The organism is Pseudoxanthomonas sp. 22568 (genome assembly GCF_052044485.1).
Lineage (GTDB): Bacteria > Pseudomonadota > Gammaproteobacteria > Xanthomonadales > Xanthomonadaceae > Pseudoxanthomonas_A > Pseudoxanthomonas_A beigongshangi.
On the sequence record NZ_JBQENC010000001.1, the window covers coordinates 74013 to 90776 of the forward strand.

The window sequence follows — 16764 nt, forward strand, 5'->3', positions numbered from 1 at the left end:
CCCCCGCCGTTGGAAGCACGCCCCATGTGGATCGTCCAGTACGCGCTCAACCGTCGCTATACCATCGGGGTGCTCGCCATCCTGATCCTGCTGTTTGGCACCCTGTCGGCCCGGCGCATGCCGACCGACATCCTGCCCGAGGTCGGCATTCCGTCCATCAACCTGGTCTGGACCTACAACGGCCTGTCGGCCGCGGACATGGCCGCCAAGATCACCACCTTCTCCGAGGCGGCCATCCTCAACACCGTGGATGACCTGAAGGAAGTGCGCTCGGAAACCATCAACGGCGCCAGCATCATCCGCATCGATTTCCAGCCCAACGTCAGCCTGGACCGCGCGCTGGGCCAGATCACCGCGGTGTCGCAGACCATCCTGCGGCGCATGCCGCCGGGCACCTCGCCGCCGCTGGTGGTGCGCAACAACGTGTCCAGCACGCCGGTGCTGCAACTGGTGCTGTCGTCGGACTCGCTGACCGAGGCGCAGCTGTACGACTACGCGCGCCTGCAACTGCGCTCGCAGATCCAGACCATTCCCGGCATCCGCATGACGCTGCCCTACGGCGGCGCCGCGCGCCAGGTGATGGTGGACCTGAATCCCTCCGCGTTGCAGACCTACGGCCTGACGCCTTCCGACATCACCGGCGCGCTGGAGCGCGGCAGCCCGACCCTGCCGTCCGGTTCCATCCGCGAGGGTGCGCGCGAACTGCAGATCTCGCTCGACGCCAGTCCGGCTTCGGTGCAGGAATTCCTCGACCTGCCGGTCGCCACCCGCAACGGCGTCGTGCTGTACGTGCGCGACGTCGCCTCGGTGCGTGACGGCGGTGCGTTGCAGACCAACGTGGCGCGGATGGACGGCTCCAGCGCGGTGTCGGTGGCGCTGATCAAGCTGGGCGGCGCCTCGGCGGTGGAAATCGTGCGCGCGGTGCGCGAGCGGCTGCCGGAAATCGAGGCCTCGGCGCCGCCGGGCATGCGCATCGCGCCGATCTTCGATCAGTCGGTGTTCGTCGACAATGCCATCGCCTCCATCCAGCACGAGGCGGTGCTGGTCGGCCTGCTGGTGGCACTCGTGGTGCTGGTGTTCATCGGCTCCTGGCGTTCCAGCCTGATCGTGCTGTCGGCCATCCCGCTGGCGCTGCTGGCCAGCGTGGCGATGCTGGACCTGCTGGGCTACACCTTCAACGTGATGACCCTCGGCGGCCTGGCGCTGGCGATCGGCATCCTGGTCGACAACGCGGTGGTGGACGTGGAGAACACCAACCGCAACATCGCCCTGGGCAAGGACGTGCGCACGGCGATCCTGGACAGCGCCCGCGAGGTGGTGTTCCCCGAATTCGTCTCCACGGTCTCCATCTGCATCGTGCTGACGCCGATCCTGCTGATGACCGGCCTGTCGGCGTGGGTGTTCACCCCGCTGGCGCTGGCGGTGATCTTCGCGATGATTGCCTCGTTCCTGCTCTCGCGCACCTTGATCCCGGTGTTGTGCTACCTGCTGCTGCCGGCCGACATCCGCAGCCGCGAAAACCCGCGCTGGGCGCCGGAAAAACTGCTGCTGGGCATCAACCACAGGGTCGAGCACACCCTGGACGCGCTGCGCGACCGCCATCACGCGCTGCTGGTGCGGCTGGGCCATCACGGTGGCGTGCTGGCGATCGCCGCGCTGCTGGTGATCGCGGTGGGCGTGGGCGCCGGCGCGCTGCTGGGACGCGAGTACTTCCCGCAGGTCGATGCCGGCCAGCTGCGCCTGCAGGTGCGCATGCCCTCGGGCACGCGGCTGGAGCAGACCACCCAGCGGCTGACCGAAATCCAGCGCGAGATCCGCCGGATCATCCCGGCCGGGGAATTGCAGACCGTGTACGAACAGATCGGCGTGCCGGACGCGATCAACCTGTCGCTGGTGGACAGCGCGGTGGTCGGATCGTTCGAGGCCGAGCTGATGCTGCAGCTGCGCTCGCCACATGCGCCGACCCGCGACTACCTGGCCCAGATCCGCCAGCGCATGGCCGAGCGCTTCCCCGACGTGAAGGTATTCGAGCGTCCGCCGGACGCCACCAGCCGGACCCTGGCCGGCTCGGCCGCCGCCGCCTTCGAGGTGCGCCTGATCGGGCGCGACGTGCCCGGCAACCTGGCGCTGGCGCGGGAAGTGGAAAGCCGCCTGCGCCAGGAGCCGGGCGCGGTCGACGTGGCGCTGCGGCAGATCCTGGACCTGCCCGAGTACCGCGTGCACATCGATCGCACCCGCGCCGCCCAGCTGGGCCTGGACGCGCAGCAGGCCAGCCGCGCGGTGCTGTCGGTGCTCGGCACCTCCGGCACGGTCACGCCGGTGTACTGGACCGACACAGTCAACGCGATCGCCTACACCGTGCAGGTGCAGGCGCCGCCGGCCAGCCTGCCCGACGCCGAGACCCTGCTGAACATGCCGCTGCGCATCGGCGGGGAAGGGCAGGCGGTCCTGCTGCGCAATATCGCCACCGTCACGCCGCGCAACGTGCCGGCCAGCATCGCCCGCACCACGCTTGCCCCGACCGTCAGCGTGCTGGCGAACGTTCAGGGCACTGACCTGGGGTCGGTGTACTCGCGCCTGACCCGCATCACCGCCGACGTGCAGGCGCGGATGAAGCCGGGCAACCGGATCGAGATCACCGGCCAGGCCGGCGAGATGCAGAACGCCTATGGCGAACTGGCCGGCGGGCTGCTGATGTCGGCGGTACTGGTATTCCTGGTGCTGGTGATCAACTTCCAGTCGTGGATCCAGCCGCTGGTGGCGATGTCCGGCCTGCCGGTCGCGATCGCCGGCGCGGCGATCGGTCTGTTCGTCACCGGCACGCCGCTGAGCGTGCCCGCGCTGATGGGCCTGATGATGGTGATCGGCGTGTCCACCGCCAACAGCGTGCTGGTGACCAGCTTCGCGCGTGGCCTGATCGCCGACGGCCACGATCCGGAACTGGCCGCGTACGAATCCGCCGCCGTGCGCCTGCGCCCGGTGCTGATGACCGCCAGCGCGATGGTGCTGGGCATCATCCCGATGGCGATCGGACTGGGCGACGGCGGCGAGCAGAACGCGCCGCTGGGCCGCGCGGTGATTGGCGGCCTGCTGTTCGGCACCCCGGCCACGCTGGTGCTGGTGCCTTCGATCCTGGCCGTGGTCGGCCGCCGGCAGAAGCGACGCGCCGAAGCCGCGCGGGCCATCGACGTCTCCGATGTTTCCTCCCCCACCGCCACCGGCGACGCCGCCGGTGCAGGAGTCTCCCCATGAAGACCGTTCCCGTTACCGGCCTGTTGCTGGCCGCCGCCGTCGTGGCCGGCATCGCCACCCTCAGCGGCTGCGGCCGCAGCTCCGCCGCCACCCAGCCCGCAACCGCCGTGCCGGACGTGTTGACCACTCCGGCCAAGGCCGCGGACCCGCAATCCGAGTTGAGGCTGCCGGCGCGCGCCGAAGCCGGCGAGTCGGCCAAGCTGTATGCGCGCGCCACCGGTTTCGTCAGCGAGCGCCGGGTGGATCTGGGCGATCACGTCAAGGCTGGTCAGGTCCTGGCGACGATTGCGACGCCGGAAGTCGATCAGGCCGTGCGCGAGGCCGCCGCGGATCTGGAGCTGGCGCAGGCCAACCAGGCGCTGGCGAAGGCCAACTTCGATCGCGCCGACGTGCTGGTCGGATCCGGCGCCATCTCCAAGGAACTGCACAGCGAGCGCCTGGCAAGCCTGAGCGCCGCGCGCGCGGCCACCTCGGCGGCGCAGGCGCGCCTGTCCAGTGCCCGCGAGCGCCAGGGCTTCCAGGTGGTGCGTGCGCCGTTCGACGGCGTGGTGGTGGCGCGCAATGTCGAACGCGGTGATCGCGTGGTCGGTGATTCGGCCTCGGCGACCCTGCCGATGTTCGAGGTCAACGCGCTGGATCCGCTGCGCATCGTGGTCGACGTGCCGCAGAACGCGGCCTTGCAGGTGCGTCCGGGCATGGCCGGGCAGATGCGTTTCCTGGAACTGGCCGATCAGGCGTTCGAGGTCGAAGTGGTGCGCAGCGCGCAGAACATTTCCAGCAGCGTCGGCGCGATGCGTATCGAACTTCGGCTGCCCAATCCGGAGGGCCGGATTCCCGCTGGCATGCTGGGCGAAATTGGCCTGAAGGTGCCGCGCGCGGTGCCGGCGGTGCTGGTGCCCGTGTCGGCGGTGACGCAGGACGCCGGCGGCGCGCAGGTAGCGGTGGTCGGCGGCGACGCGCTGCTGCAGTTCCGCAAGGTCGTGCTGGGCCGCAACCTGGGCAACGAAGCCGAAGTGCTCTCCGGCCTGAAACCCGGCGAGCAGGTCGTCCTCGCCCCGAACGCCATGCTGACCGCCGGCCAGAAGGTCACCGCCAAGGCCAATGTCGTGAAGAAGTAGCCCTCACCCCCTGTAGGAGCGACGTAAGTCGCGANCCAAGGTTTCGGAGCACGGAAGCCATCCGGTCGCGACTTACGTCGCTCCTACAGGGACGGGCAGGAACGCGCACTCACTTCATCGTCGGCATGACGAATTCGGCGTGGCGGGGTTCTTCGGGCCAGCGGGCGGTGATGGTCTTCAGGCGGGTGTAGAAGCGCACGCCGTCCGGGCCGTGCACGTGCAGCGGGCCGAACAGCGAGCGCTTCCAGCCGCCGAAGCTGTGGAAGGCCATCGGCACCGGGATCGGCACGTTGATGCCGACCATGCCGGCCTGCACCTGGTGGGCGAATTCGCGCGCCGCGCCGCCGTCGCGGGTGAACACCGCCACGCCATTGCCGTACTCGTGTTCGTTGACCAGCCGCAGCGCGGTGTCCAGATCCGGTACCCGCACCACGCACAGCACCGGACCGAAGATCTCCTCGCGGTAGATGCGCATGTCGGGGGTGACGTGGTCGAACAGGCAGCCGCCGAGGAAGAAGCCGTTGCCGGCGCCTTCCACCGCCACCCCGCGTCCGTCCACCACCAGCGTGGCGCCCTCGGCCACGCCCAGATCGACGTAGCCGCGCACCTTGTCGCGGTGCGCGCCGGTGACCAGCGGCCCCATCTCGGTGTCCTGGGCGCCCGGGCCAATCTTCAGCGCGGCGACCTTCGGCGCCAGCCGTTCGATCAACGCATCGGCGGTGTGATCGCCTACGCACACCGCCACCGAGATCGCCATGCAGCGTTCGCCGGCGGATCCGTAGCCGGCACCCAGCAGGGCGGCGGCGGCGCCATCGAAGTCGGCGTCGGGCATCACCACCATGTGGTTCTTGGCGCCGCCCAGTGCCTGTACCCGCTTGCCGTTGGCGCTGCCGCGCGCGTAAATGTATTCGGCGATGGGGGTGGAACCGACGAAACTCACCGCCTGCACGCGCGGATCGTCCAGCAGCGCATCGACGGCTTCCTTGTCTCCGTGTACCACGTTGAACGCGCCATCCGGCAAGCCGGCCTGGCGCAGCAGTTCGGCCAGCATCAGCGAGGCGGACGGATCCCGTTCGGATGGCTTGAGTACGAAGGTGTTGCCGCAGGCCAGCGCCACCGGGAACATCCACAGCGGCACCATCGCCGGGAAATTGAACGGGGTGATGCCGGCGACCACGCCCAGTGGCGCGTACTCGCTCCAGGAATCCACGTCGCGGCCGACGTTCATCGAATGCTCGCCCTTGAGCAGATGCGGAATGCCGCAGGCGAACTCCACCACTTCCAGTCCGCGGGTCACTTCGCCGCGCGCGTCCGACAGCACTTTCCCGTGTTCGTAGGTGATGCGCAGCGCCAGTTCGTCGGCGTGGCGTTCCAGCAGTTCCTTGAACCGGAACATCACCCGCGCGCGGTTGAGCGGGGTGACCGCGCTCCAGGCCGGGAACACCGCCTGCGCGGCCTGGACCGCGGCGCCGACTTCCGCCGCCGATGCCAGCGGCACGTGCGCCGACACCTGTCCGCTGGCCGGATCGAAGACCTCGCCATGGCGGCCGCTGGTGCCGGCCGCCGGCTGTCCGTTGATGAAATGGTGCAGGAGTTCGGTCATGAGGGATGTCTTGGGAAGCGGATCAGCCCAGCGCCTGCGCCGCCGGCACATAGGGATAGCCGAGATCCTCGGCCACCGCCTTGTACGTCACCGTGCCGGCGTACACGTTCAGGCCGTTGAGCAGGTGGGGATCGTCCAGCAACGCGCGCCGCGCGCCCTTGTTCGCCAGCTGCACGGCGAAGGGCAGGGTGGCGTTGGTCAGGGCGAAGGTGGAGGTGCGGGCGACGCCGCCGGGCATGTTGGCGACGCAGTAGTGGATGACGCCATCCACTTCGTAGGTCGGATCCTGGTGGGTGGTGGGATGGCTGGTCTCGAAGCAGCCGCCCTGGTCGATGGCCACGTCCACCAGCACCGAACCCGGACGCATCAGCTTCAGCTGCGAGCGCGATACCAGCTTGGGCGCGGCCGCGCCGGGAATCAGCACCGCGCCGATCACCAGGTCGGTGTACGGCAGGCGCTCCTCGATCGCGTCGTGGGTGGAGTAGATGGTGGTCAGGCGATCGCCGTACAACTCGTCGATGTACTTCAGGCGATCGATGGAGCGATCCAGAATGGTCACGTGCGCGCCCAGCCCCATCGCCATGCGCGCGGCGTTCAATCCGACCACGCCGCCACCGATGACCAGCACTTCCGCCGGTTTCACCCCCGGTACCCCGCCGAGCAGGATGCCGGATCCGCCCTGCGCCTTTTCCAGCGCGTGCGCGCCGGCCTGAATCGACATGCGCCCGGCCACTTCGCTCATCGGCGCCAGCAGCGGCAGGCCGCCGCGGTGGTCGGTGACGGTCTCGTAGGCGATCGCGGTGACGCCGGACGCGACCAGCGCCTTGGTCTGTTCCGGATCCGGTGCCAGGTGCAGGTAGGTGTAGAGGACCTGGCCGGACCGCAGCATTGCGCACTCCACCGGCTGCGGCTCCTTGACCTTGATGATCATGTCGGCGCGGCGGAAGATTTCCTCGGCGCCGGAGACGATTTCCGCTCCCGCTTTCGCATACTGTTCGTCGGTCAGGCCGATCGCCTTGCCGCCGTCCTTCTGCACCATCACCTGATGGCCATGGGCGATCAGTTCGCGCGCACCGGCCGGGGTCAGGCCGATGCGGTACTCATGGTTCTTTATTTCCTTGGGAACGCCGATCAGCATGTTTCTCTCCGTTGCGTGAGGATGGATGCGCGTGGGGAGCGCCGGGGCGTGGTCGGGAAGCGGGAACTGGGAACTGGAGCAGGGGATCAGGCAGTGGTGCGGATGATATCGGCCAGGGTGGCGAAGATGCGATCGATGTGGCCGCGCTCGGCGATGAGCGGCGGCGACAGCGCGATGACGTCGCCGGTGACCCGGGTCAGCAGGTTGCCCTCGTGGAAGGCGCGGTTGAACACGTCGTAGGCGCGGGCGCCCGGCGCGCCGGCCCGCGGCACCATCTCGATGGCGCCGACCAGGCCGAAGTTGCGGATGTCGGCGATGTTGGGCAGTCCGCGCAGGCCGTGGATGGCGTCTTCCCAGTAGTCGCCCAGTTCCAGCGAGCGCTCGAACAGGTTCTCTTCCGCATAGGTGTCCAGCGTCGCCAGCGCGGCGGCGCAGGCCAGCGGATGGCCGGAATAGGTATAGCCATGGAACAGGTCGATGGCGTTGTCCGGACCGTGGGTGAATACGTCGTGGATCTTCTCCGAGACGAACACGGCGCCCATCGGTACGCAGCCGTTGGTCAGGCCCTTGGCGGCGGTGATGATGTCGGGAGTGACGTCGAAGCGCTGCGCGCCGAATGCGCGGCCCAGGCGGCCGAAGCCGGTGATGACCTCGTCGAAGATCAGCAGGATGCCGTACTTGTCGCAGATCTCGCGGATCCGGCGCAGGTAGCCATCCGGCGGGATGATCACCCCGGCCGAGCCGGAGATCGGTTCGATGATCACCGCGGCGATGGTGGAGGCGTCGTGCAAGGCGACCATCCGCTCCAGATCCTCGGCCAGTTCGATGCCGGACGGCGGCAGTCCGCGCGAGAACGCGTTGCGCTCCAGGTCCAGCGTATGGCGCAGGTGATCCACGCCCGGCAGCAGGCTGCCGAACCACTTGCGGTTGTTCGGCAGGCCGCCGACCGAGATGCCGCCGAAACCAACGCCGTGATAGGCCTTCTCGCGGCCGATCAGGCGGGTGCGCTGGCCCTCGCCGCGCGCACGGTGGTAGGCCAGCGCGATCTTCAGCGCGCTGTCGACTGACTCGGATCCGGAGTTGGTGTAGAAGACATGGTTGAGATCGCCCGGCGTGAGCTCCGCCAGCCGCTCGGCCAGCACGAACGGCAGCGGCGAGCTCATCGAGAAATTGGGCGCGAAATCAAGCGTCTCAATCTGCTTCTTCACCGCCTCGACGATGCGCGGCCGCGCGTGGCCGGCGTTGCAGCACCACAGACCCGAAGTGGCATCGAGAATCTCGCGGCCATCGACCGAGCGGTAATGCATGCCGGAGGCGCTGGCGAGCAGGCGTGGCGCCGCCTTGAATTGCTTGTTGGCGGTGAACGGCATCCAGAACGCATTGAGCGATTCCGGCGCCTGCAGGGCCTGGGTCTCGTAGAAATCCGCCAGTGCGCGGGAGGAGGAGGGGGCGTCGGCGCTCATGGCGGCTCCTGGCTGCGGGGGTAGGGCCGCAGCTTACCGCGTTGAATAAACTTTACAACTGCCGTTGGTAGCCCCGATGGCGGTTCGGGAGCCCTTGAAGCAAAGGCAACGGCTTTCGCGCCTGCGGGCGCGAGTCACTTTCTTTGCTTGTGCAAAGAAAGTAACCAAAGAAAGCACACCCCCTCAGGCGCCGCCCGACCCGCTGCGCGGGCCGGGTTCGCAGTCCAGGCGGGCATTTCGGGAAGGCACATCCCTGTGCCTGCCCGAAACGGCGCGCGTCCTGCGCGCCGCCCCTTCGGGGTATTCGCCCGCCCGGCCTGCCGGCTTCACGGGGGACCGAAAGGCAGGAGCAAAGGCAAAAGCGCGTGCGGCCAATCAAATTGACGCCCTTCTCACCAGGTGTAAAGTATCCGCAACATCCGCCACCGGTACGCCCACGGGAAATGGACATCGGCGCCCGCCTGCAACTGGTCCGCAAATCCAAGCACCTCAGCCAGCGCGAGCTGGCCAAGCGCGTGGGCGTCACCAACAGCACCATCTCGCTGATCGAACAGAACAAGGTCAGCCCCTCGGTCAGCTCGCTGAAGAAGGTGCTGGACGGCATTCCGATCTCGCTGGCCGATTTCTTCACCCTGGACCTGGAAGCCGGCCTGCCGGACAACCCGTTCTACGGCGTGGAGGATCTGCCGGACGTGGGCAGCAATGGCGTGCACTACTTCCTGGTCGGGCAGCACCGCCCGCAGCGGCAGATGTGCATCCTGCGCGAGGTGATGCCGGCCGGCACCGACACCGGCGAGACCATGCTGCGCCACGACGGCGAAGAGGGCGGGGTGATCATCGCCGGACAGGTCGAGGTGACCGTCGGCGACCAGGTCCGCGTGCTCGGCCCCGGCGAGGCGTACTACTTCGAGAGCCGGGTGCCGCACCGTTTCCGCAACGTGGGCGAGGGCGATGCGGTGATCGTCAGCGCGAACACGCCCGCCACGTTCTGATTCCATCGCCGTCGCCCGCGCGGCGACGGTATCGCACCCCCTTCCCCCAGGAGCCGACGATGAATGCACCCCGCACCCGCGAAGACTGGCTGGCGATGGCCGCCGGGTTGTCCATCCGCAGCCAGGCCTTCATCGACGGCCGTTACGTGGACGCGGCCAGCGGCAAGACCTTCGACTGCGTCAGTCCGATCGACGGGCGGGTGCTGGCGAAGGTGGCCGAGGGCGGAAGCGAGGATATCGATCGCGCGGTGGCGGCGGCGCGCCGCAGCTTCGAGACCGGCGCCTGGGCCAACGCGAAACCGACCCACCGCAAGAAGGTGCTGCTGAAATTCGCCCGGCTGATCGAAACGCACGGCGATGAACTGGCGCTGCTGGAGTCGCTGGACATGGGCAAGCCGGTCACCGATGCGCGCCAGGTGGACGTGGCCGCGACGATCCGCTGCGTGAGCTGGACCGGCGAGGCGCTGGACAAGGTGTACGGCGAAATCGCCGCGACCGGCCCGGACGAACTGGGCCTGGTGACCCGCGAGCCGCTGGGCGTGGTCGGCGCGATCGTGCCGTGGAATTTCCCGATGCTGATGGCGGCGTGGAAATTCGCGCCCGCGCTGGCGACCGGCAACTCGATCGTGCTGAAGCCTTCGGAGAAGTCGCCACTGAGCGCGATCCGGCTGGCCGAACTGGCGATGGAGGCGGGCATTCCCGCCGGCGTATTCAATGTGGTGCCCGGTTTCGGCAAGGAAGCGGGCGAACCGTTGGCGCTGCACATGGACGTGGACGGGCTGGTGTTCACCGGCTCCACCGCGGTTGGCAAGCGCCTGTTGCAGTGCGCCGGCCTGTCGAACATGAAACGCGCCTACATGGAGTGCGGCGGCAAGAGCCCGAACCTCGTGTTCGCCGACGCGCCGGATCTGGACAAGGCGGCCGAGGCCGCGGCCGGCGGCATCTTCTACAACCAGGGCGAAGTCTGCACCGCCGCCTCGCGCCTGCTGGTGGAGCGCGCGATCAAGGACGAGTTCGTCGCCCGCGTGGTCGAGGCGGGACGGAAGATGCAGCCGCGCCATCCGCTGGACCCCGGTGCGCCGATGGGCGCGATGGTGGACGAGAGCCAGACCAACCGCGTGCTCGGCTATATCGAGAAGGGCGTGGCCGAAGGCGCCAGGCTGGTGCTGGGCGGCGGGCGCGCCGAGGTGGTGTCCGGCGGCTGCTACATCGAGCCGACGGTATTCGACGGCGTGGCCCACGAGCACGCCATCTCGCGCGAGGAAATCTTCGGCCCGGTGCTATCGGTGATCGCCTTCGACAACGAGGAGCAGGCGCTGCGCATGGCCAACGACACCGAATACGGCCTGGCCGCCGGCGTCTGGACCCGCGACATCGCCCGCGCCCACCGCGTCGCCCGCAAGCTGCGCGCCGGCAGCGTGTGGGTGAACTATTGGGACGGTGGCGACATGACCGCACCGTTTGGCGGCTACAAGCAGTCCGGCAACGGCCGCGACAAATCGCTGCACGCCTTCGACAAGTACACCGAGATCAAAGCGACCTGGATCAATCTGGCGGATTGATGCCGGGCACCCTTGTAGGAGCGACGTAAGTCGCGACCGCTTTTGCTCCCCATACAAGGGACTTCGTGGAACGCTGCGAGTCTTCACGACTCACGTCGCTTCCACAAGGAAGTGTATCGGGACTACGGTCGCGACTTACGTCGCTCCTACAGGTCCGTATCGTCAGGGGTGAACGGGCGATTCGTGCGCGGGGCGTCGGGAAGCTGCCGATCCAGCGATTGCCGGTAGCGGATGCAGCCGCGCAGGAACTGCGGCCAGTCGGGGACCTCCGGCTGCGGATCGCTTTTCTCCGGCAGCAGGCCCCACAGCGCCGGATGGTGCCAGCACAGGTCGTGGCCGGTGCTGTCGCGGTGCTCGCGGATGCCGGCGCGCAGGCGGCGTACTTCGGCGATCAGTTCGTCGCGCGAAAGGGTGTCCAGGTCCTCATCCATGGTCGGGCTCCTGCATGAAGGGGAACGCGACGAGGATCGCATGAATGCGGGGAAGGAATGTTGCTGGCCCGGTGGGATGGCGCCAAGAGCGATTCCCCCGTCGCCTGCTTCGCAGGCGCCCGCCCCCTTTTTCAAAGGGGGCAAAAGCGGCAAAGGGGACCGGGGAGGATTCGCCTTTTGCGCCAGAGGCAAGCCAATCGAACCGCAGATCCTCCCCCTTTGTAAAAGGGGGATTGAGGGGGATTCGCCTTTGCTCCCCACCCGGATCTGCCAGAATCGGGCCGTCACCCCCTTTCACGCCTCCATGACCGCCACCGCCGTTGCCGATCCCGCCTTGCCGGGCAACTCGCCCCGCCGCGTCCTGTTTGCCAGCCTCATCGGCACCACCATCGAGTTTTTCGATTTCTACATCTACGCCACCGCCGCGGTGCTGGTGTTCCCGAAACTGTTCTTCCCCGAGGGCGACGCCGGAGCGGCGACGCTGCAATCGCTGGCGACCTTCGCACTGGCGTTCTTCGCCCGACCGGTCGGTTCGGCGATATTCGGCCACTACGGAGACCGGATCGGCCGCAAGGCGACGCTGGTGGCCGCGCTGCTGACGATGGGCCTGTCCACCGTCGCCATCGGACTGCTGCCGACCTACGCCAGCATCGGCATCTTCGCGCCGCTGCTATTGGCGCTGTGCCGGTTCGGCCAGGGCCTGGGGCTGGGCGGCGAATGGGGCGGCGCGGTGCTGCTGGCCACCGAGAACGCGCCGCCGGGCAAGCGCGCCTGGTACGGCATGTTCCCGCAACTGGGCGCGCCGATTGGCTTCCTGTGCTCGACCGGCATCTTCCTGCTGCTGACCGAATTGATGACCGACGCGCAGTTCCTCGCCTGGGGCTGGCGCATCCCGTTCCTGGCCAGCGCGGCGTTGGTGATCGTCGGCCTGTGGGTACGCCTGCGCATCACCGAGACACCGGATTTCCAGAAGACCCTGGACCGCGACGAGCGCGTGCGCCTGCCGATGATCACCGTGTTGAAGCAGCATCCACGCGCGCTGTTGGCCGGTACCTTCGCGGCGATGGCGACCTTCGTGCTGTTCTACCTGATGACCGTGTTCGCGCTGAGCTGGGGCACCTCGCGGTTGGGCTACTCGCGCGAGCAGTTCCTGTTGCTGCAGATGGTCGGCGTGCTGTTCTTCGCCATCGGCATTCCGGTGGCCGCACTGTATGCGGACCGAAGCGGACGGCGGCGGGCGATGATGCTCGCCAGCGTCGCGATCTTCGCGTTCGGGCTGGCGTTCGCGCCGCTGTTCTCCTCCGGCAGTGCCGGCGGCGTACTGCTGTTCCTGGCCCTGGGCCTGGGCATCATGGGCCTGACCTACGGCCCGTGCGGCACCATCCTGGCGGAGATGTTTCCCACCGAGGTGCGCTATACCGGCGCGTCGCTGGCCTTCAACCTGGCCGGTATCTTCGGCGCGTCGCTGGCGCCCTACGTGGCGACCAAGCTGGCCGAACAGTTCGGCCTGGCCTACGTGGGGTATTACCTGTGTGGTGCCGCGGTGCTCACCTTGCTGGCGCTTTGGCTGATGCCGCGTTCTCGTTGAGGGGCGTGGCTTGGCCGGGCATGGCGCAGCGGAGCGAGGCCGGCGTGTAACGCCGAGCTTGCTCGGCGGAATGCGTCCGAACGTGTTGGTGGCGCAGCGGAGCAAGGCGGGCTTGTAGCGCCGAGCTTGCTCGGCGGGCTGCGTCCGAAGCCGCTGGCCGGTCAGCGGAGCAAACGCCGCCTCACCGGAACAGTCGCTTGAGGGTACGGCCCAGCCAGCCGCCTTCCTGGTGCTCGCGGGCGAACAGGTTGAGGTGGTGTTTCACCGCGTCGGCATAGTCCTTGTCGTCGCTGCGGATGTGGTTGTACAGCCAGCGGGCGAGCATGGAACGCAGCTCGTCGCCGATGTCGTCGCCGGCCTCGAAGCGCATCCGGTATTCGCCCACGCGTTTGGCGAACAATTGGTGCACGCGCTTGTGCGCGGCCGAGAACGGATAGCCGGCCTCTTCCATCAGCTCTTCCTCGAAGGCGAAGTGGGAGAGGGTGTAGTCGACCAGTTCCTCGATCACCTCGGCCACCGCGATCCGTTCCATCGAACGGTTGGCGATGTGCAGGCGGTTGATCATCTCGACGATGCGGCGGTGCTGGGCGTCGATCACGTCCACGCCGGTGTTGAGGTCGTCCTGCCAGACGAGTAGGGCCATGTCGGTACTTCCCGCACGCCGGGGTGTGCGTGCCTGGAAATACTCTAGGAAGGACCCGTCCACCGGGCATTGATTCCGATCAAACCGGCGGGAAATCCCTACCAGAGCGCATCGCGCAGCTTGTACCAGGCCATCGCCGCCACCAGCATCGGCGTGCGCAGCAGGCGGCCGCCGGGGAACGGGCGGTGCGGGATACGGGCGAAGGCGTCCAGGCGTTCGGCCTGGCCACGGATGGCGTCGGCGATGACCTTGCCCGCCAGGCCGGTGGACGCCACCCCGTGGCCACTGAATCCCTGGGCGAAATAGACATTGGGTGCCAGCCGGCCCCAGTGCGGGGCGCGGTTGAGCGAGATGTCGACGTAGCCGCCCCAGACGTACTCGATGTCGACATCGGCCAATTGCGGGAAGACCCGCCGCATCCGTCGCGCCATGGTCCCGCGCAGGTTGGGCGGGGGCAGGGTGGAATAGCTGGCGCGGCCGCCGAACAGCAGGCGGTGATCGCGGCTCAGGCGGAAATAGTCCAGCGCCCAGTTCACGTCCGCCACCGCCATGTCATTGCGGATCAGGGCGCGGGCGCGTGCCTCGCCCAGCGGCGCGGTGGCGCCGATGTAGGTGCCGACCGGCATGATCCGCGATTCCAGTTCCGGCGCGACGCCGCGCAGCCAGGCATTGCCGGCCAGCACGGCGAACTCGCAGCGGACCCGCCCGGCGTCGGTATGCAGGACCGGCGCGGCGCCACGTTCCAGCCGGACGACCCGCGAATGCTCGAAGATGCGCACGCCCGCCGCCAGCGCCGCGCGGGCCAGCCCGAAGGCGTATTCGAGCGGATGCAGATGGCCGCTGAGCGGATCGTAGATGGCGCCGAGATAGCGATCGCTGGCCAGTTGCGCGCGCAGTTGTTCGCGGTCCCACCATTCCATCGGGTAGTCATAGTGCTCGGCCATGTGCGCCTGCCAGCGCTTCAGCGCCTGTTCCTGGCGCGGTTTGATGGGCACGCTGGCGTGCCCGTCGCGCCAGTCGCAGGCGATGGCGTGGCGATGGATGCGATCCCGCATCAGCGCCATGCCCTCGCGCGAGAAATCGAACAGGCGGCGCGCGTCGGCGCGCCCGACCAGTCGTTCCAGGGTGTCCTGCTCGCAACCATAGCCGACGATCGCCTGGCCGCCGTTGCGGCCACTGGCGCCCCAGCCGATCCGCTCGGCTTCCAGCACGATCACGCGATAACCGGCCTCGGCCAGCTCCAGCGCCGCCGACAGGCCGGTATAGCCCGCGCCGAGGATGCACACGTCGGCCTGCAGTTCGCCCTCCAGCCGCGGCTGCGGCGGCAGCGGCGCGGCGCTGGCCGCGTACCAGGACGGCGGATAGGCGGCGGTGTCGCGCCGGCTCATACCGACCGCAGGTACCAGTCGTACTCCAGGTCGGTGACCTGGGTATTGAAGCTGCGCATCTCCTTGAGCTTCTGCTGGCCGTAGATGTGCCGGAACGACGTACCGAACCATTCGGCGACGAACCCGCTGGCGAGGAAATCGTCGATGGTGTCGCGCCAGAACGGGGTCAGGTTCTCGGTCTGCTCGTAGGCGTTGCCGATGATCGGCGGGCCGGGGTCGAAGCCGTTCTCGATGCCGTGCAGCATCCCCGCCAGCACCGCGGCGGTGACCAGGTAGACGTTGGCGTCGGCGCCGGCGATGCGATGTTCGACCCGTGTGTTGGCCTCGCCGCCGTGCGGGATGCGCATGGCGACGGTGCGGTTGTTGTAGCCCCAGCAGGTATTGAGCGGCACGAATGCGTTGAGCACGAAGCGCCGGTAGCTGTTGGCGTTGGGGGCGAACAGCAGCAGGCAGTCGGCGGCGCTGCGCTGCAGGCCGCCGATGGCATGCCGCAGTGCGTCGGCCGGCTGTCCGACCGGCGAGGCGAACACGTTGCGGCCCTCGCCATCCAGCACGCTGACGTGGATGTGCATGCCGCTGCCGGCCTGATCGACCAGTGGCTTGGCCATGAAGCTGGCTAGCGCGCCCTGCTGCTGGGCGATCGCCTTGATCGCGCGCTTCAGGTAGATGGCGTCGTCGCAGGCCAGCAACGCGTCGTCGCGGTGCTTGAGGTTGATCTCGAACTGGCCCGGTGCGTATTCGGCGACGGCGGTGTCGGCGGGAATGCGCTGGGCGCGGCAGGCGGCGGCGACCGCGTCGGTGAAGCCGCGGTAATCGTTGAGGTCTTCCATGTAGTAGACCTGCGTGCTGCGGTTGGGCGCGCCGGTGGCCGGATTGCGCGACGCCACCGGACGGCCGTCGGCGTCCGGGCGCTGTTCGAACAGGTAGAACTCCAGTTCCACCGCCACCACCGGCGTGAGCCCGCGCGCGGCGTAGCGCGCCAGCACGCGCCGCAGCACCTCGCGCGGATTGGCCTCGAACAGGCCGCCGGCCGCGTCCTCCATCGCCAGCAGCAGCTGCGCCATCGGCCGCGGTGCCCATGGCACGGATCGCAGCGAACCCGGCACCGGCCGGCAGATGCGATCCTCGTCGCCGATGTCGTAGCCCAGTCCGGTCTCCTCCACCGTGTTGCCGGTGATGTCGGTGGCGATCAGCGACATCGGCAGGCACACCCCGTCGGCGTAGACCTTGTCCAGCGCGTCGCGGGTGATGCGCTTGCCGCGCAGCAGGCCGTTCATGTCGGGAAGGATGAGGTCGATCAGTTCGCAGCCGTCGATGCCGCGCAGGGTGGCGGCGTCGTCTTCGGGAAGGCCCGGGACGGTAGTCGATTCGGGGTGGGAAGGGAGGTTCATGCAGGCGCTCCGGAAGGCCGGAGGCAGCTTAGCAGAGGAGATGCGTTGTCAAGAATACTCAACGACACTCGCGGCGTCGTCCCCCGAAAACGCCCGAAACCGGTGCTGCTGCGCACCATTACGGGGCGCACGGGCGCTGATTCGCCCCCTGTGTTGTAAAAATAAAACGGCCGGGCTAAGGTGGCTCCAAGCCAT

General features: G+C 68.2%; 12 protein-coding genes. 5 read left to right on the top strand and 7 right to left on the bottom strand.

All coding sequences use genetic code 11. From position 1 onward, the window contains the following. The first annotated feature begins 24 nt into the window (after positions 1 to 24). Positions 25 to 3252, top strand: a complete 3228-nt coding sequence (locus ACTJI2_RS00435) for an efflux RND transporter permease subunit (protein WP_203322922.1) — start codon at positions 25 to 27, stop codon at positions 3250 to 3252. Then, a complete protein-coding gene (locus tag ACTJI2_RS00440; RefSeq protein WP_440840724.1) occupies positions 3249 to 4370 on the top strand; it encodes an efflux RND transporter periplasmic adaptor subunit in 1122 nt (373 codons plus the stop codon). Before ACTJI2_RS00435 ends, ACTJI2_RS00440 begins: the two co-directional genes overlap by 4 nt. 109 nt (positions 4371 to 4479) lie before the next feature. On the opposite strand, the gene ACTJI2_RS00445 is transcribed toward ACTJI2_RS00440, so the two are convergent. The 3 genes from ACTJI2_RS00445 to ACTJI2_RS00455 all read right to left on the bottom strand — a co-directional run bounded on the left by ACTJI2_RS00445 (position 4480) and on the right by ACTJI2_RS00455 (position 8574). After that, on the bottom strand, positions 4480 to 5973 hold the full coding sequence (locus ACTJI2_RS00445; protein WP_440840725.1) for a CoA-acylating methylmalonate-semialdehyde dehydrogenase: 1494 nt from the start codon (positions 5971 to 5973) through the stop codon (positions 4480 to 4482). A gap of 22 nt (positions 5974 to 5995) precedes the next feature. Beyond that, the gene (gene ald, locus ACTJI2_RS00450) at positions 5996 to 7111 is read right to left on the bottom strand and encodes an alanine dehydrogenase (protein WP_183637874.1); all 1116 of its coding nucleotides are present in this window, start codon (positions 7109 to 7111) and stop codon (positions 5996 to 5998) included. A gap of 86 nt (positions 7112 to 7197) precedes the next feature. Beyond that, positions 7198 to 8574 (bottom strand): aspartate aminotransferase family protein, encoded by a 1377-nt coding sequence (locus tag ACTJI2_RS00455; protein ID WP_192199422.1) that lies wholly within the window; start codon positions 8572 to 8574, stop codon positions 7198 to 7200. Between the two features lie 443 nt (positions 8575 to 9017). Between ACTJI2_RS00455 and ACTJI2_RS00460 the strand changes: the two genes are divergently transcribed. Continuing rightward, positions 9018 to 9566, top strand: coding sequence for a cupin domain-containing protein (locus ACTJI2_RS00460; RefSeq protein ID WP_183637868.1), 549 nt, complete (start codon positions 9018 to 9020; stop codon positions 9564 to 9566). Positions 9567 to 9625: 59 nt separating this feature from the next. Next, positions 9626 to 11128 carry an aldehyde dehydrogenase gene (locus tag ACTJI2_RS00465; protein WP_440840726.1) on the top strand — a complete coding sequence of 501 codons (1503 nt, stop codon included), beginning with the start codon at positions 9626 to 9628 and terminating at the stop codon, positions 11126 to 11128. 146 nt (positions 11129 to 11274) lie between these two features. On the opposite strand, the gene ACTJI2_RS00470 is transcribed toward ACTJI2_RS00465, so the two are convergent. After that, positions 11275 to 11559, bottom strand: a complete 285-nt coding sequence (locus ACTJI2_RS00470; RefSeq protein WP_440840727.1) for a hypothetical protein — start codon at positions 11557 to 11559, stop codon at positions 11275 to 11277. 304 nt (positions 11560 to 11863) lie between these two features. On the opposite strand from ACTJI2_RS00470, the gene ACTJI2_RS00475 reads away from it, so the two are divergent. Further along, complete coding sequence (locus tag ACTJI2_RS00475) at positions 11864 to 13147, top strand: MFS transporter (protein ID WP_440840729.1); 1284 nt, start codon at positions 11864 to 11866, stop codon at positions 13145 to 13147. Between the two features lie 181 nt (positions 13148 to 13328). Here the strand turns inward: ACTJI2_RS00475 and ACTJI2_RS00480 are convergent, their stop codons facing one another. The 3 genes from ACTJI2_RS00480 to ACTJI2_RS00490 form a co-directional block, all read right to left on the bottom strand. Beyond that, positions 13329 to 13790, bottom strand: a complete 462-nt coding sequence (locus ACTJI2_RS00480) for a bacteriohemerythrin (RefSeq protein WP_141456210.1) — start codon at positions 13788 to 13790, stop codon at positions 13329 to 13331. Positions 13791 to 13888: 98 nt separating this feature from the next. Beyond that, positions 13889 to 15178, bottom strand: a complete 1290-nt coding sequence (locus tag ACTJI2_RS00485) for an NAD(P)/FAD-dependent oxidoreductase (RefSeq protein WP_440840730.1) — start codon at positions 15176 to 15178, stop codon at positions 13889 to 13891. Further along, positions 15175 to 16569 carry a glutamine synthetase family protein gene (locus tag ACTJI2_RS00490; RefSeq protein WP_192199427.1) on the bottom strand — a complete coding sequence of 465 codons (1395 nt, stop codon included), beginning with the start codon at positions 16567 to 16569 and terminating at the stop codon, positions 15175 to 15177. The genes ACTJI2_RS00485 and ACTJI2_RS00490 overlap by 4 nt, the downstream gene beginning before the upstream one ends. Between the last annotated feature and the right edge of the window lie 195 nt (positions 16570 to 16764).

What these genes read in the sequence shown, in the direction of transcription:
- ACTJI2_RS00435 (WP_203322922.1), top strand. Translation starts at nt 25, where the DNA reads ATGTGGATCGTCCAGTACGCGCTCAACCGTCGCTATACCATCGGGGTG.
- ald (WP_183637874.1), bottom strand. Translation starts at nt 7,111, where the DNA reads ATGCTGATCGGCGTTCCCAAGGAAATAAAGAACCATGAGTACCGCATC.
- ACTJI2_RS00455 (WP_192199422.1), bottom strand. Translation starts at nt 8,574, where the DNA reads ATGAGCGCCGACGCCCCCTCCTCCTCCCGCGCACTGGCGGATTTCTAC.
- ACTJI2_RS00485 (WP_440840730.1), bottom strand. Translation starts at nt 15,178, where the DNA reads ATGAGCCGGCGCGACACCGCCGCCTATCCGCCGTCCTGGTACGCGGCC.
- ACTJI2_RS00475 (WP_440840729.1), top strand. Translation starts at nt 11,864, where the DNA reads ATGACCGCCACCGCCGTTGCCGATCCCGCCTTGCCGGGCAACTCGCCC.
- ACTJI2_RS00490 (WP_192199427.1), bottom strand. Translation starts at nt 16,569, where the DNA reads ATGAACCTCCCTTCCCACCCCGAATCGACTACCGTCCCGGGCCTTCCC.
- ACTJI2_RS00465 (WP_440840726.1), top strand. Translation starts at nt 9,626, where the DNA reads ATGAATGCACCCCGCACCCGCGAAGACTGGCTGGCGATGGCCGCCGGG.
- ACTJI2_RS00480 (WP_141456210.1), bottom strand. Translation starts at nt 13,790, where the DNA reads ATGGCCCTACTCGTCTGGCAGGACGACCTCAACACCGGCGTGGACGTG.
- ACTJI2_RS00440 (WP_440840724.1), top strand. Translation starts at nt 3,249, where the DNA reads ATGAAGACCGTTCCCGTTACCGGCCTGTTGCTGGCCGCCGCCGTCGTG.
- ACTJI2_RS00470 (WP_440840727.1), bottom strand. Translation starts at nt 11,559, where the DNA reads ATGGATGAGGACCTGGACACCCTTTCGCGCGACGAACTGATCGCCGAA.
- ACTJI2_RS00445 (WP_440840725.1), bottom strand. Translation starts at nt 5,973, where the DNA reads ATGACCGAACTCCTGCACCATTTCATCAACGGACAGCCGGCGGCCGGC.
- ACTJI2_RS00460 (WP_183637868.1), top strand. Translation starts at nt 9,018, where the DNA reads ATGGACATCGGCGCCCGCCTGCAACTGGTCCGCAAATCCAAGCACCTC.